We start from the raw sequence: 14,099 nt of genomic DNA, 5'->3' as shown, positions 1-14,099 counted from the left end.
AACGCTGGCCGGACGCTGAAATCTATAATCAATTTCTACATTTGTGAAATAAACGCGCCGGGGGAACTAATTGGAACTACCTTTGTCCATTATTTCATCTCCTTAAAAATCGCAAGACAATGATTGAAGGAACAGTTAAATTCTTCAACGATACGAAGGGTTTCGGATTTATCGCCCCGGAAGACGGTAGCAAAGACGTGTTCGTACACGTTAGTGGACTTATCGACGACATCCAGGAAGGCGACAAAGTGAGCTTTGAAGTCGAAGATACCAAGAAAGGCCCAGCGGCCATCGAGGTACGCGTACTCTAGATATAAATTTTTAGACTACCCCACTATCGGTAAAGCCCCGTCGGATTCATTTCCTGACGGGGCTTTCCGTTTTGTCGTGAGACTGCCGCGAAAGCTTGTTGCTTAACAACTTTGCCGGTATTAAACTGTTATCTTTGTGCCTTCAAAATGATGCCAAATGTCAAATTTCCTATACCTCTTTACTGTAATCTTCGCCGTTTTCGGTGCTGCTTTTGTGCTGATCAACATCCGTCATCTTGTAACGGGCAATGAATTCAGAGGTACTTGCGCGAGCAATAACCCTATGCTGACCAATAAAGTTGGTACATGTGAGGTTTGCGGTAAGAACCCGAACGAAGAATGTAAGATGCCCGATATGCCGCAGGTGAAGTAAACAAAGCTTTCGCTTTAATTCCGGTTTTATCAAACCGCTCCATTGCACCTGCGCTCCGGCGCCCGGATAGAATGGATCGGTAAAATTATATTGACTTCTGCTTCGGACTCCTGTGTCGCTTAGCGGCCTGATATGCCCTGGAGAACTGAAAGTCCGTAGCAGTTGCAGGAGCATGCGTACCCGGCGCGCACGCAGGTGCAAAACGGGTTAAGCGGCACATCTCTCTACCGGTCACATTGTACCCAAACGGGCAAGGCTCACCCAAAAGAGCCGAAACACTCCGCTTACGATAAAAGGGCTCCGGATTGCTATTCCCCGGTCTTGGCTTCCAGCTCTTTGAGAATTTCCTCGTCGGATTTTCCCAGGTTTTTGAGTAACATTTCCGTATCGTCTGCGAAGGAGTGGGTTGGGTAACTTTCCAGGAAATCATTATATGCCGAACGGGCAGCGTCGAGATCCTTCAGGTCTTCATCGTACGTGAACGCGAGCATAAATAATGCTTCCGGGCTTTTGCTGAAAGCAGGGTAGCGCTCGTAGACGTCACGGTAAATGGCTGCAGCTCTTTTAGGGTCGTTCATTGCGCGTACGACTTCGGCGGAACGGTAGAAGGGCATGGCAGCCATCGTGTCTTCGGGGAACTTATCGGCCAGTTCCCGGGCAATTCTCGAAAAATCCTGGCTGGCCTGCATATTGAGTTTCCCGGTATTGGAATCGCTTACCGCTTCAAAATTATCCATCAGTAATTTACTGACCGTTGCGGCGTTTTTTCCGTTTTCGAGGGCATCCTCTGCGGCCTGGTAAGTATTTTCAACCACTGGCGTTTGTTCGGCAGGCGGCGCATCGTTGCCCGCACATCCCGATAAAACAATTGCAAATAGAGCTGAGTAGAATGGAGTCGTGATACGCATACGAATGAAATTGAATATTACTGATTAAGAATTGGCCTTCTGCGAAGCCTGAAGTAACAGCCCGTAAATGGCCTCAATTGATTTGCCACGTAACAGTAGCTTCTCAACCTGTAAAAGGTCGGTAAAGTAGTTGGATTCCGTCGACTCGTTCAGGTGAGATAATTTGAAGGATAGCATGGCATTACGCACCAGCGAACAGTGCAGAACGAGGAAGACCTCTTCCGACGGATCATAGGTCACCAGCACCAGGGTGTTCTCCGAATCACGGCCAAGCGGCACGAAGTACGGGTAAGCGAGGTAGTTGTCGGTACTGGGGTCGTAGAGCTTTGCCTCGAAGAGCGGGTAAATGTACAATCCGGTACCCGCGGGGCCTTCGGGATGGAGCAGGGAAGCGAGGTCTTTGAGCTTTCTTTGCTGAGATTCCACGGGGCCATACACGTCTATTTCTTCCCGGTTGTAAGGAAGCCAGCTCTCTGAGCGCAGGTCATAGTATTCGTTAAAGCCCAACCGGAGCTTATAGTCGAAACGTTTGTAGCCGGGCACTACGTAGCCGGGGTAGTAATAGTCTACTCCGCGGGAACGGCAGAAATCCATCTCCAGCAGCATCGTATAGTAGCCGAGGCTGAATGAGCTGAGCAACGGATCGTAGATGCCGAGGATACTGGCTGCGGAGTCATCCCCCAGGTCGAAGTAGCTTATTCCGACCAGCTTGCCACTCACTTTGTCACGGATAGTGGTCTCCCAGGTATTGAAAATACTGGTGGAGTCGCCGAAGTCTTCGAGGCTTTCCGCGATCGTTGGCGAGAGGCGGCCGTCGAAGTTATCGGCATAGCGCAGGTAGAGTTCTTCCCGCTCTTCATCGATGACCCTGGGACCAGTTGCAATCTCGAACAGCTTGGCGTTCTTGCGCATCAGTTTACGCTGGCTGCGGGAGAATGTATGAACGGTCAGGTCCTGCCGAATCCAGACGGCAGAATAGGGCGAATCATTGAAAAAGAGGAAGTGCGTCGTGAAGATATGCCCTCCCATGCGGTACCAGCCCCTACTGAGGTACCAGTCCAGGCTTTCAGGACTGAGGACGAAGGGGGTTTCTTTATCTACGTAGGGGAACAGCATGGGGTTTCTCAGGGCGATAGTTTGCTTTTGACGTAAAGGTAGTCAGATTAGATGGCTTGATCTTCCCGGCCAGGCATGAAGATTGTCAGAGTGTTACCATCCGGGTACAATCTCTGAGGTCATCGGGGTCGTTGCTGGCGATGAATACAAGACGCTCATGGCGGAATTTACGTAATTCGGAGTGAAACCATTCGGCTGCTTCTTCATCGAGGGTTACGGTGGGTTCATCGAGGAGCAGGATTTCAGTGGCAGCGTACAGCGCGCTGCCCAGTAAAACCCGTTGCCGCATACCGGAGGAGCAGTCCGTTATTTTTCGGTTACGCACATGGTCGAGTTCCAAACGCTGAGGAATGTCCGTCAGGGTTAAGCCGGGCAACATCGGTTTGAGCGCAAAGTGGAATTGCAGAAACTCCACTATGGTGAGTTCTTCCACAATTTCGAGGTACGGCCCGGTCCACGCAACGTGCTTGTACCGTACTGCGGGAGCAACTTCTTTTCCCCCAATGGTGCAAACTGAACTGCCACGCGACGGCGTCAGCTGGCCGCACAAAAGGCGCAGTAAAGTTGATTTGCCCGAGCCGTTACGCCCTTTTATCCCGATCAACTCACCACCGGAGAACGTATCCGTGAAGTCCCTGATAATCCAGTGACGTCCGAAACGTTTGCCCGCTTTATCGAGTTTGAGGGTGACCGGGTGCATAGCTGTTAGTCATTCAGGCCCTGGAAGCTGCGAATGATTCCGGTACGCTCGGTTTCTGCGATAAACTTCACGACTTCATCCCGTTCGTCACACACCGGAACGGTAGTCTCGATTTCAGTGATGGCATTGGTGAGGTTCAGACCTTTAACGAAAAGGATTCTGTAAATCTCGTGAATGTTATTGATCCGTTCGATGGCAAAGCCACGGCGTTGCAGGCCGATGCGGTTAACACCAATATAGCTCAGGGGCTCGCGGGCTGCACGGATATAAGGCGGTACGCTTTTACGCACCAGGCTTCCTCCGGCAATAAAACTGTGCTTACCGATGCGGACAAACTGCTGGACACCCACCTGACCTTCGATGATCACAAAGTCTTCGAGCTCAACGTGCCCGGCAAGGTTGACGTTGTTGGCCAGGATAATGTTATCACCGAGGATACAATCGTGCGCAACGTGCACGTAGGCCATCAGCAGGCAGTTCTTGCCAACAACGGTTTTGCCTGCGGCAACCGTACCACGGTTGATGGTCACGTACTCACGAACGGTGGTATTGTCACCAACGTGGGTAGTGGTGTACTCTCCGGCAAACTTCAGGTCCTGCGGTTTACCACCAATAACCGCTCCCGGGAATACTTCGACGTTCTTGCCGATTCGTGATCCTGAGAAGATGGTTACGTTGGAACCAATAATTGAACCTTCTCCGATTTCCACATCATCTTCGATAGTGGTAAAAGGGCCGACCGTTACGCCCGGAGCAATTTTTGCGTTCGGATGAACGACACTTAAGGAATGCATGGACATAATCAGGGGCGCTTTACAATCTGAGCTACAAGGTCGGCTTCGGAAACAATCTTATTGCCAACGTAAGCGGTTCCCCGCATTTGGCACAAGCCCCGACGGATGGGGGCAACAAGCTCCATCTTGAAGAGGACAGTATCTCCGGGAACAACGAAATTCTTGAATTTTGCGTTATCAATTTTGAGAAAATAGGTATCCCAGCCGATCGGGTCCTCCTGCATCGTCAGGACCAGCAATCCGCCGGTTTGTGCCATGGCTTCCATTTGCAGGACGCCGGGCATCACGTAGTTTCCGGGGAAGTGACCCTGGAAAAAGTCTTCGTTAATGGTGAGGTTCTTAAGGCCGACAATGTAGCCTTCTCCCATTTCAATGATCTTATCGATCAGGAGCATCGGATAGCGGTGAGGCATGATCTCCTGAATCTGTTCGGTATTGAATACCGGCGTATCGTTGGGGTTGTAACGGGGCCGGCCCTTAAGCCGGCGCTGTTCGAGGTAAGCCTTTTTGAGCAACTTAGTGAAGGCTACGTTGCTGCCGTGACCGGGCTTGGTGGCGAGAATCCGCCCACGGATGGGAACACCCAGAAGGCTGATGTCTCCAATCACGTCGAGTAATTTGTGGCGGGCAGGCTCGTTGTGAAACTTGAGGTCGAGCGTATTCAGGATACCGGCTTTGGTAACCTCTACGGTCTCTTTGCCCATACGCTTTGCGAGTTTGTCGAGGCGTTCCTGAGGAACGACCCGGTCGGCAATCACGATAGCATTCGTAAGGTCCCCTCCCTTGATGAGGTCATGCTCGAAGAGCAACTCGAGTTCGTGGAGGAAGACAAACGTCCGGCAGGGAGCAATCTCCGTTGCGTAGTCTTCGTAGCCACGCAGCGTAGCATATTGCTGACCGAGTACGGGGCTGTCGAAGTCGATCATACTTACCACCTCGAAGCCGTCGTAAGGCAGAGCTACCAGTTCGGAGCCGGTTTCTTCGTCGCGGTAGGTAATCGGTTCTTCCACGATGAAGTACTCCCGGTTGGCGTCCTGGTCTGTAACTCCTGCCTCCAGCAAGGGCTCAATGAAGGGGCTGGCGCTGCCGTCGAGGATCGGAATTTCCGGCCCGTCGATCTCCACGAGGAGGTTGTCTATTTGTAGCCCGGATACAGCCGAAAGCAGGTGTTCTACGGTAGATACAGTAGCGTCGCCGGTCCCGATGGTCGTAGAGCGGTCGGTACTGATTACCCGGTTGACATCAGCATTGATCACCGGTTGGCCTTCAAGGTCAATCCGCTGAAATTTTACGCCGTGGCCTTCCGAGGCCGGCTTGAAGTTCAGCTTTACTTCCGCGCCGCTGTGCAGGCCCACCCCTTTAAGGGAAAAGGGATTCGCTATAGTGCGTTGGTTTGTCATTATGATTACTTGGCTGTGTTGGAGGGGCTAAATTGAGCGCAAAGGTAAGTTAAATAGTCAAATAGACAATTCGTCACCATACCCGGCGCGCGAGTCCCGGCTTTCACCATCCTGGCTCATCCGGGTAGCACGGGTGGTTGGTCGGTCGCTTTCTTTAGCAGGTTTAGTTGAGGAGTTCGGTTGATTATTGACCTATCTGGCGGCGAAGTTCCGCAATGTCTTTCCGGAGTTTATTTACTACCGAAGGCAGATTTTTGAAAACGGCATAGCTACGAAGATAGTCGGGGTAATGCATGTGGGGAGATCCGCCCAACTTGGCACCACTTTTGGTGATGTTGTTGATCACTCCCGACTGGGCCTGGACCTGGGTTCCATCGGCAAGGGTACAATGACCGCCAATGCCGGCTTGTCCGCCAATCCGGCAATTTTTCCCGATTTTAGCGGATCCGGCAATGCCCGCCTGTGCGGCGATTACGGTGTTCTCGCCGATTTCGACGTTGTGAGCAACCTGAATGAGGTTGTCCAGTTTTACCCCCGAATGTATGACCGTGGAACCCATCGTGGCGCGGTCGATAGTGGTGGAGGCGCCAATCTCGACCCGGTCATGGAGTACGACATTGCCAATTTGCGGCACCTTGTTATAGCGACCGGTTTCGGGATCGGGGGCAAATCCGAAGCCATCACCGCCGATGACCACATTGGCGTGCAAAACACAGTTGTCTCCCAGTACACAGTCACGAAGCACGCGCACACCGGGGTACAAAACGCAGTCTTTACCGATGGTCACGTTAGGCCCGATGTAGACCTGATCGAGGATAACCGTTCCTTCACCAATTACCGCTCCCTGCTCAACGACGGAGAACTTGCCAATGCGGACGTTATCGCCAAGGGTTGCCGTATCCTCAACAGCTGCGTGGGCCGAGACGGCACGACGGGTTTGGGCGGCTTCATCCTGTTTGTATACCGCCAGCAGGTTACTTACCGTACCGTAAACATCGGCTACACGGAGCAGGGTAGGCTTCACGGGTTCGCGGGGAGCGAAATCAAGGCTGACCAAAACGGCGGAGGCACCAGTATTGTACAGGTGATGCTCGTAGGCTGGGTTGGCCAGAAAAGTAATGGAACCAGGGCCGGCTTCTTCAATTTTAGCGGGCGAAGATATGATCACGTCGGGGTTGCCCTCAACGGTGGCGCCGATCATTTCTGCTAGTTTAACGGCAGTGATTTTCATAAAGGTGAAGGGTGGTTAAAACACTCAGATAATATCGGGTAGCCCGTCGGTATCACCAACAGACTCCGGAGGGGCAAAAGTATTCAAGGCACGCGAATGTGCGGCCTGCATCACAGAAAATTGCTCAAGAACGGTCTTTATCAGGTCCGCATTGATCAGTTTCTTTACGTCGGTAAGGCTTTTGAGACCTTCACTTTTACGGAAACGGTAGATTTGGCTAAGGCCGTTCGTCTCAAACTGTATAGGGAAACGGCCGTCGTTTTCAAAGACTGTAATCTGAAGTGTAGGGTGGGGGATTCGGCCGATTATCCTCATTTTGCTTTGCTGGACTTTTTTAAGGGAGAACTCTTTTTGTCCGGCCAAAGATAGCTACGATCAGGATAAGGGCGCAGACGCAGGTGCAAAAACGGTTCCGAACTCCGGTTGGGCCAGCTTTGAAGCCGGAAAAGGGAAGCCGGTTCCCGTGATAGAAGTATCTTCGCCGCGATGTCTGAAACACAAAGCAAACCGACCCTGCGCTGGCGGGTGGCACAGTTCCTTGAGCGCCAGTGGTGGCAACGCTACCTGCGTGGTAAATCGCCCGAGGAATATCTCCGCAACAAAAAGGCTTACTGGCAACGTACCCTCGAACAACTCGAATGGACCCCCGTACCGGGGCGCAAAGTCCTGGACGCCGGGTGCGGACCTGCCGGCGTTTATATCTATCTCGAAAAAATAGAATCGGTTTCCGCGCTGGACCCTCTGCTGGACAGCTACGAGTCGGAACTGTCCATTTTCGACCGCAACGATTACCCCGGTGTCCGCTTCCTGGCCCAACCCCTCGAACAGGCTTTCGACGGAGAAGGAACCTTTGAGGCGATTTATTGCTTCAACGCTATCAACCACGTATCTGACTGGGCGGCTGCACTGGATGCCCTGACGGCTCACGCCCAACAGGGCACCCAGCTGTTGATGACCTCCGATGTTCACCGCCATAAATTGCTGCTGCCGATTTTCCAGGCTTTGCCGGGAGATGTGCTTCACCCGCAGCAACACGGCCCCGAAGCTTACCGCATGGCCCTGCAGCAGCGGGGTTGGCGCATTGAGAAAGAAGAAGTGCTCCGCCGTGAGGCAATCTTCGATTATACCGCCTGGGTCGCTACCTTTAAGTAGCGTGCGCGGAAACGGGTAAACCGAAAAGGCTATGCGTATTCCTGCAAATGATATACGGGTAACAGCGAACCTGTTCCCGTATTTCTCCTTGTACTTACTACTGCGGGCGCTGAACAAATAAAGCCACCCTTTCTGCTTTCTGAACGCGCGCCGCTGGTAATAACCCTAATCACCCATGAAACCACAATTTCTGCTCTCATTGCTCTTTCTAACGGCGCTTTGCACCTGCGGCCGCGCCCCCGAAAACAAAACGAACCGTGCCGAAAACGAAACCATCATGACTAAAGAAATTGACTGGCAGGGCCACCGCGGATGCCGCGGACTTTTGCCGGAAAACACCATCCCGGCCTTTCTCCGCGCGCTCGATTACCCCACCGTAAAAACACTGGAGTTGGACGTCGTGATCTCCGCAGACGACCGCGTAATCGTCAGCCATGAGCCCTGGCTCTCCCCGGAAATCTGCCAAACAAAAGACGGCCAACGCTTAACCGAAGGGGACGACAACCGAATCAGCCTCAGGAGTCTCACCGCTGCTGAAATCGCCACTTACGACTGCGGAAAACTGCCCCATCCGCGGTTTCCGGAACAGGACAATCGCCCGGCCGTTAAGCCGACTCTGTTACAGGTTTTCGAAGCCGTCGATCGCTACTGTGTTCAGCACGGACGCCCATCACCGCGCTACAATATCGAGTTGAAATACGAGGAAGACCTCGAGCCGGAGTTCGTGCCTGATCGCAATACCTTTGTGGACCTCGTCCTAACCGACCTCGATGCCTGGGGGAAGCCGGAACTGGTTACCCTGCAGTGTTTCGACCCGCCGGTGCTGGCCGTTATCCGGCAACAGCGCCCCGAGATTCAACTTGCCTACCTCGATGAATTCCCCGGAGACCTCAAATCAAAAATGGATTCGATCGGTTTCGTGCCGCCGATTTACAGCCCTTACGAAATCCACACCGATGCCGGACTCATCGCCGAGGCCAGCGCGCTCGGTATGCGCGTTGTGCCCTGGACGGTGAATACCACCGAACGGATGAATGAATTACTGGAACTCGGGGTAGATGGAATCATAACGGATTACCCGGACCGGATTCCGGAGGGCTTTGAGTAGGTATATTCATACTTCGCGTAGCGGTTCCTTAGCGGGTAACCACCAAATTATTAACTTTAGCTTTACAATACTTATTCTCCATGAAAATTAACCACCTGCGGGGCCTGCTGGCCCTTTCACTATTCTGCATCGTTTCCGTTACGCTGTCTGCTCAGCCGGCCCGGGCGACCCTGGTCAACAGCCAGTCTGTTTTAAAGTCGGAATCATTTAAGTATTCCAACTTCGAACTGAGCGATCCGGCGATCTACGCCGATGAAGAATTCAGCATCTCCCTTACGGTTGAAAACACCGAGAAAAACGAAATAACAGAAGAGGTCGTCCTGATGCTGAAGGATGAATCCGCAGCACAGATCAAACGCCCGCAAGTGGGTACTTCCCTTACCCTTGCGGGAGGAGCTACTGAAACCGTTACGTTCACTTTTACGGCTCAAGACCTGGTGAAGCCCGGAGAGGCGGTCCCGGATACCTTCGTATTCTACCTCGGCGATACGGAAATCGGGGTTTCGTACGTAAAGGAATAAGCTTTTTTTAGCGTCGCTTTGCCTCCCGTACCATTTCCTTGACGGCTTCACGGAGTTTTACCGCATCGTACACGATACCGTCTTTGACGGTATAAATGATGCCCTTGGTTGTGGTTACTTCTCCGTCGTCGTCGAGGCGTGTGGCGCCGGTGCCGTAGAGCACCTTCAGGTCGGCCAGCGGGTTTTCACCGACAATGACGATATCGGCCAGTTTGCCGGGTTCGATGGTGCCTATTTCGTTGTCCATCCCGAGTGCTTCGGCTCCGTACAGGGTGGCTGAGCGAATGACTTCGAGCGGGTGGAACCCTGCTTCGCGCAGTAATTCGAGTTCGCGGATGTAGCCGAATCCGTAGGTCTGGTAGATGTAGCCGGAGTCGGACCCCGCCGTAACCCGGCCGCCCCGGTTTTTGTATTCCTGGATGAATGCCATCCACAACTGGTAGTTTTTCTTCCAGTCCACTTCCTGTTCCGTACCCCATTTGTGCCAGTAGCTCCCGTGGCTGACGCGGCTGGGCTGAAAGAATTTCCACAGCGAAGGCAGGGTGTACTCTTCGTGCCAGTCGGCGTTGCGTGCCCGCATCACGTCGCGGTTAGCGTCGTAGATGTTGAAGGTAGGGTTGATGGTGAAGTCGAGCTCCAGGAGTTCGTTCATCACGGCATTCCACTTTTCGGAGCCTGGTTTAGCGGCCTGGTCCCACAGGCGTCCGGCTTCGCCGAAGCGGTCCTGCTCGTTTTGGTAGTTGTAATCAACGGGATAATCCTGAACTGTTTGATTTTCGAACATTGCTTCTGGAAGTCCGTACCAGTGTTCCATACTGGTGAGTCCGGCGCGGGCTGATTTGAGGACGTTCCAACGGCCGACATCCATTTGGGCGTGGTGGCAGGCGGAACGGAGGCCGATTTCCTTATTGGTTTCGAGCGCCGCCTGCATAAGCATTGGGCTGGCGCCGAACAGTTTGATGCCATCGGCGCCTTTGGCCTTGTTGGCGATGATCCATTCTTTTACTTCGGCCGGCGAAGTGAAGGGCTCTTCGCGGCCCATCCCGAAGCCTGTGTAGGCCCGGATTCGGGGAGCGGCTATTTCGTTGGTCGCCGATCGTTTTTTGTGGTCGAGTGTCCACTCGAGGCCGTTGAAGCTTCCTGGCTCACGAATAGTCGTTATTCCGTGACCCAGCCATAGTTTTAGTACATAATCTGCCGTGGTGCCCTGGGCCCGTCCGCCCATGTGCCCGTGCATATCCACGAAGCCGGGCATGGCGTACATGCCGCTGCAGTCGATCTCTTTGCCACCGGCCTTCAGTTTTGGTCGGCGTCTTTCGTTGATTTCAACGCCGGGAACACCAACGGTACTTGCGCTGACAATCTTGTTTCCTTCAATTACAATGTCCACCGGTCCGGTGGGCGGAGCGCAGTTCCCATTGATCAGAATCAATCCGCGCAGGATCAACTGACTGTGTGGGCCGTCGCCAAAATCTGTTCCGCGGGGCGCTGCTTTTTCTGGCTGCGCGAGCAACAGCAACGGAAGAAACATAAGCAGGAACATAAGGGCGGGCACGTGGGTGCAAAGGTGCGTTGAAAGGCAGCGTAGAGGTGTGGGCATTGAGTCTTTTGTTGATTTACTGATGGCAATGTACGTAACCGGAATTAAATCTGCCGGCAGCGACGGTTCGTGTGTATCACGAGATGCACTACTATCACGAACTTGTCGCTCGTCACGTCTCCCCTCTCCCGAGGAGATGGGCCGGGGGAGAGGGGGATCCGTTTATCTCGTGATACACACGACGGTTCTTCGAGGGGCACAGAGAAAAGCTGTCTTTCCTGTTTCAGGCGATTGTGATTTGGGAGACGAGATGACCCGCTTCCCTGCCTGCGGTAAAAGAAAGCTTGAGAATGATCGGAGGAAATCGTCAGGAGAAGTGTCCAATCCGTAAACCTGCTTTCTAATAACAAAAAACAAAGAATGAAGTACTTAATATTTTCCTTTCTGCTCCTTCTGGGAGTGGTCTTTCTTGTTTCGTCCTGTGAGGACGACGAGGGACTTTGCGTTGAAACCACCTGGTACGAAGATGCTGACGGCGATGGGTTAGGAAATCCTGCTGTGAGCCAATCCGCATGTGACCAACCGGAAGGCTACGTTGCAGACAACTCGGATAGCGATGATACGGGCGGATCATCAGCAACAGGTAGTACGCCGGTGTCTGCATTTGACGATTTCAACGCTGACGCAGTGACGGTATCTTTCGATGGAGATGAGATTACCATCGAGTCAAATGCGCTGCCTCACCACACTTCGCCTTACTGGGATGCCAGTAATAGCCTGTACATCGACCCTGTGGTTGCTGTAGAGTCGGAAATGTCTCCGGGTAGAATCAATGAAGGCAGTTATACCGTTACCGTTCCGGCTTCACCGCAAAAAGCTTCGAACACTTCTGCGACGGGGCTGGGGGCTATCGGTATTTCAATTACGGGCGCCCCTATTTTCAACGATGAAGAGGGGCCTAACGTAGCCTTATCGGAAAACGTGGCGTCGGGCTTTGACTATGCTGGCGGCCACATGGGGCCTACGGGTTACCACTACCACCTGGAAGCGGCGGACGTAAGTGAAAACACCCTCCTCTCTCATGATGACGATGCCCTGGTTGGTATTCTTCAGGATGGTTTTTTGATTTATGGCAGGAGATGCAATTCCACAGGAGACCACCCGACTGATCTGGATGAATCTGGCGGACATACTTCTTCAACGCAACACAGTGATGGAGAAGAGTTCTATCACTGCCACATTATCAATGAATTCTACATTGGTTCTTACATTCTCTTATTCGGAGTCGACCTGCAGGGTACGCCAAATGCGATCATGTAATCAGCCAATCGGTACTTATGCCGGAAGGAATCACCAGGAGTCGGATTACGCTGACTTCTGGTGATTTCTCTCTGTAAAATTGACACTATGAAGTCAGTTATTTTCCTATTATTATCGCTTAGTTTGCTGCTCGTAAGTTGTGCGGAACAGACTGCCACAAAAAGCCTGCCTCCCCCCGATCCGGTCGAGGTGACAATGGATATACCCGATAAATGGGTTGCGGAGTCAGCTCTTCTCTACGACAACAAGACTTCGCTTTGGACCCTAGGTGACGAACTGTATTCAGGTTACGCAGTTAGTTTTTATCCAGACAGTACCCTAAAGGACAGAGTAGGCATCCTTAACGGGAAAAAAGAGAATCAATCCATTCAATGGTATCCGGACGGGCACTACAAACAATTGGCCAACTACCATGAAGGAAAACTTCATGGGGAGAAGAAAATGTGGTCTCCGGGAGCAGACCATACTTTAGTCGCTCAATTGAATTTTTATTCGGGTAAGGCACACGGAGAACAAAAGAAGTGGTATCCGACCGGCGAACTGTTTAAAAAACTGAACCTGAAAATGGGACGAGAAGAGGGGATTCAACAGGCGTTCAGAAAGAACGGCAATTTATTCGCCAATTATGAAGCCAGAGAGGGGAGGATTTTTGGCTTGAAAAAAGCAGCACTTTGTTATGGTCTGGAAGATGAAAACGTTCAGTATGAGAATTAATATCCTTCTTATCCTGTCAGTAATCTGCTTGGTGTCCTGCAGCGAGTCTTTGCCAAATGAAAGCAGGGTAGAAACGCTTCCTTTTTACAACGAAGCAACCTTTACCCCCCGTTGGATATCCCCTGGTGCTGAAGTATTGGATACTTTTCATCGCATTTCGCCATTCAGCTTTATCAATCAGGAAGGAGAGGTCATTACCGAAGAGAGTTTTAGGGGCAAAATTTACATAGTAGACTTTTTCTTCACCATCTGCCCGGGGATCTGCCCCAGGATGACTGCCAATATGATGGAATTACAGGAGGAATTTTTGGAGGATGATGATGTTTTGTTAATGTCACACTCTGTTACCCCCGAGAGAGACTCTGTGCCCGTTCTCAAGCAATACGCCGCAGACAAAGGTATTTCTTCAGGTAAGTGGCACCTGGTTACCGGGGAGCAACGTGATATTTACAAGCTGGGAAGAAAAGACTACTTTGTAGAAGAAGACTTGGGGTTAAACAAAGATGAAGATGAATTTCTCCACACCGAGAATTTTGTGCTGATCGATAAAGACCGACACATTAGAGGCATTTACAATGGCTTGAACAAGACCTCAGTCAATCAATTGATTGCTGATATAAGAACACTGAAAGGCGAAAAATGATGGTTATTTGTATTGTCGAGAAATACCGGTTCTATACCTAAGTCGGAGTGGTTTAGAGCGTGTCTAAAATTATGAAAATTTAGATATAAAGGCTGCCAGTCGTATCTTGTAAGTCGCTAAACACTACAAATATGACCAAGCAGTGGACTCGGTTGACTGACAGCCAGTGGAACGAAGTTAAAGATTATCTACCAATCAACCGCAAGACAAAACATCAACTCCGGGATGTACTTGACGCCATTCTGTGGCTGGTGCGTACCGGTACTCA

General features: G+C 51.8%; 16 protein-coding genes. 8 read left to right on the top strand and 8 right to left on the bottom strand.

The window, feature by feature from the left end:
- The first annotated feature begins 119 nt into the window (after window positions 1–119).
- Window positions 120–311 (top strand): cold-shock protein, encoded by a 192-nt coding sequence (locus FUA23_RS13940; protein WP_147931363.1) that lies wholly within the window; start codon window positions 120–122, stop codon window positions 309–311.
- Window positions 312–468: 157 nt separating this feature from the next.
- The gene (locus FUA23_RS13935) at window positions 469–684 is read left to right on the top strand and encodes a hypothetical protein (protein ID WP_147931362.1); all 216 of its coding nucleotides are present in this window, start codon (window positions 469–471) and stop codon (window positions 682–684) included.
- 308 nt (window positions 685–992) lie between these two features.
- On the opposite strand, the gene FUA23_RS13930 is transcribed toward FUA23_RS13935, so the two are convergent.
- The 7 genes from FUA23_RS13930 to FUA23_RS13900 form a co-directional block, all read right to left on the bottom strand.
- Window positions 993–1,592: a tetratricopeptide repeat protein gene (locus tag FUA23_RS13930; RefSeq protein WP_147931361.1), complete on the bottom strand. Its 600-nt coding sequence runs from the start codon at window positions 1,590–1,592 to the stop codon at window positions 993–995.
- A gap of 24 nt (window positions 1,593–1,616) precedes the next feature.
- Window positions 1,617–2,708, bottom strand: coding sequence for an arginine-tRNA-protein transferase (locus tag FUA23_RS13925; protein WP_147931360.1), 1,092 nt, complete (start codon window positions 2,706–2,708; stop codon window positions 1,617–1,619).
- Window positions 2,709–2,793: 85 nt separating this feature from the next.
- On the bottom strand, window positions 2,794–3,408 hold the full coding sequence (locus FUA23_RS13920) for an ABC transporter ATP-binding protein (RefSeq protein WP_147931359.1): 615 nt from the start codon (window positions 3,406–3,408) through the stop codon (window positions 2,794–2,796).
- A gap of 5 nt (window positions 3,409–3,413) precedes the next feature.
- Window positions 3,414–4,208 carry an acyl-ACP--UDP-N-acetylglucosamine O-acyltransferase gene (lpxA, locus tag FUA23_RS13915; RefSeq protein WP_147931358.1) on the bottom strand — a complete coding sequence of 265 codons (795 nt, stop codon included), beginning with the start codon at window positions 4,206–4,208 and terminating at the stop codon, window positions 3,414–3,416.
- A 2-nt stretch (window positions 4,209–4,210) separates the two neighbouring features.
- A complete protein-coding gene (locus FUA23_RS13910; protein WP_147931357.1) occupies window positions 4,211–5,602 on the bottom strand; it encodes a bifunctional UDP-3-O-[3-hydroxymyristoyl] N-acetylglucosamine deacetylase/3-hydroxyacyl-ACP dehydratase in 1,392 nt (463 codons plus the stop codon).
- Between the two features lie 184 nt (window positions 5,603–5,786).
- A complete protein-coding gene (gene lpxD / locus FUA23_RS13905) occupies window positions 5,787–6,833 on the bottom strand; it encodes a UDP-3-O-(3-hydroxymyristoyl)glucosamine N-acyltransferase (protein WP_147931356.1) in 1,047 nt (348 codons plus the stop codon).
- A 24-nt stretch (window positions 6,834–6,857) separates the two neighbouring features.
- The gene (locus FUA23_RS13900) at window positions 6,858–7,148 is read right to left on the bottom strand and encodes a hypothetical protein (RefSeq protein ID WP_147931355.1); all 291 of its coding nucleotides are present in this window, start codon (window positions 7,146–7,148) and stop codon (window positions 6,858–6,860) included.
- Window positions 7,149–7,319: 171 nt separating this feature from the next.
- Between FUA23_RS13900 and FUA23_RS13895 the strand changes: the two genes are divergently transcribed.
- The 3 genes from FUA23_RS13895 to FUA23_RS13885 all read left to right on the top strand — a co-directional run bounded on the left by FUA23_RS13895 (window position 7,320) and on the right by FUA23_RS13885 (window position 9,614).
- Window positions 7,320–7,985, top strand: coding sequence for a class I SAM-dependent methyltransferase (locus FUA23_RS13895; protein WP_147931354.1), 666 nt, complete (start codon window positions 7,320–7,322; stop codon window positions 7,983–7,985).
- 175 nt (window positions 7,986–8,160) lie between these two features.
- Complete coding sequence (locus FUA23_RS13890; protein WP_147931353.1) at window positions 8,161–9,093, top strand: glycerophosphodiester phosphodiesterase family protein; 933 nt, start codon at window positions 8,161–8,163, stop codon at window positions 9,091–9,093.
- Window positions 9,094–9,173: 80 nt separating this feature from the next.
- Complete coding sequence (locus FUA23_RS13885) at window positions 9,174–9,614, top strand: hypothetical protein (RefSeq protein WP_147931352.1); 441 nt, start codon at window positions 9,174–9,176, stop codon at window positions 9,612–9,614.
- A 7-nt stretch (window positions 9,615–9,621) separates the two neighbouring features.
- On the opposite strand, the gene FUA23_RS13880 is transcribed toward FUA23_RS13885, so the two are convergent.
- Window positions 9,622–11,214 (bottom strand): amidohydrolase family protein, encoded by a 1,593-nt coding sequence (locus FUA23_RS13880; RefSeq protein ID WP_222707037.1) that lies wholly within the window; start codon window positions 11,212–11,214, stop codon window positions 9,622–9,624.
- A gap of 360 nt (window positions 11,215–11,574) precedes the next feature.
- On the opposite strand from FUA23_RS13880, the gene FUA23_RS13875 reads away from it, so the two are divergent.
- The 3 genes from FUA23_RS13875 (at window position 11,575) to FUA23_RS13865 (ending at window position 13,831) form a co-directional block, all read left to right on the top strand.
- Complete coding sequence (locus FUA23_RS13875) at window positions 11,575–12,474, top strand: YHYH protein (RefSeq protein ID WP_147931351.1); 900 nt, start codon at window positions 11,575–11,577, stop codon at window positions 12,472–12,474.
- An 87-nt stretch (window positions 12,475–12,561) separates the two neighbouring features.
- The gene (locus FUA23_RS13870) at window positions 12,562–13,188 is read left to right on the top strand and encodes a toxin-antitoxin system YwqK family antitoxin (protein WP_147931350.1); all 627 of its coding nucleotides are present in this window, start codon (window positions 12,562–12,564) and stop codon (window positions 13,186–13,188) included.
- The gene (locus tag FUA23_RS13865) at window positions 13,178–13,831 is read left to right on the top strand and encodes an SCO family protein (RefSeq protein ID WP_246144227.1); all 654 of its coding nucleotides are present in this window, start codon (window positions 13,178–13,180) and stop codon (window positions 13,829–13,831) included. Before FUA23_RS13870 ends, FUA23_RS13865 begins: the two co-directional genes overlap by 11 nt.
- Window positions 13,832–14,099 lie beyond the last annotated feature (268 nt).

It is taken from the genome of Neolewinella aurantiaca (genome assembly GCF_008014675.1).
GTDB classification, from domain to species: domain Bacteria; phylum Bacteroidota; class Bacteroidia; order Chitinophagales; family Saprospiraceae; genus Neolewinella; species Neolewinella aurantiaca.
Note: the sequence above shows the minus strand (reverse complement) of the source record. Positions and strands in the feature narration are given on the sequence as shown.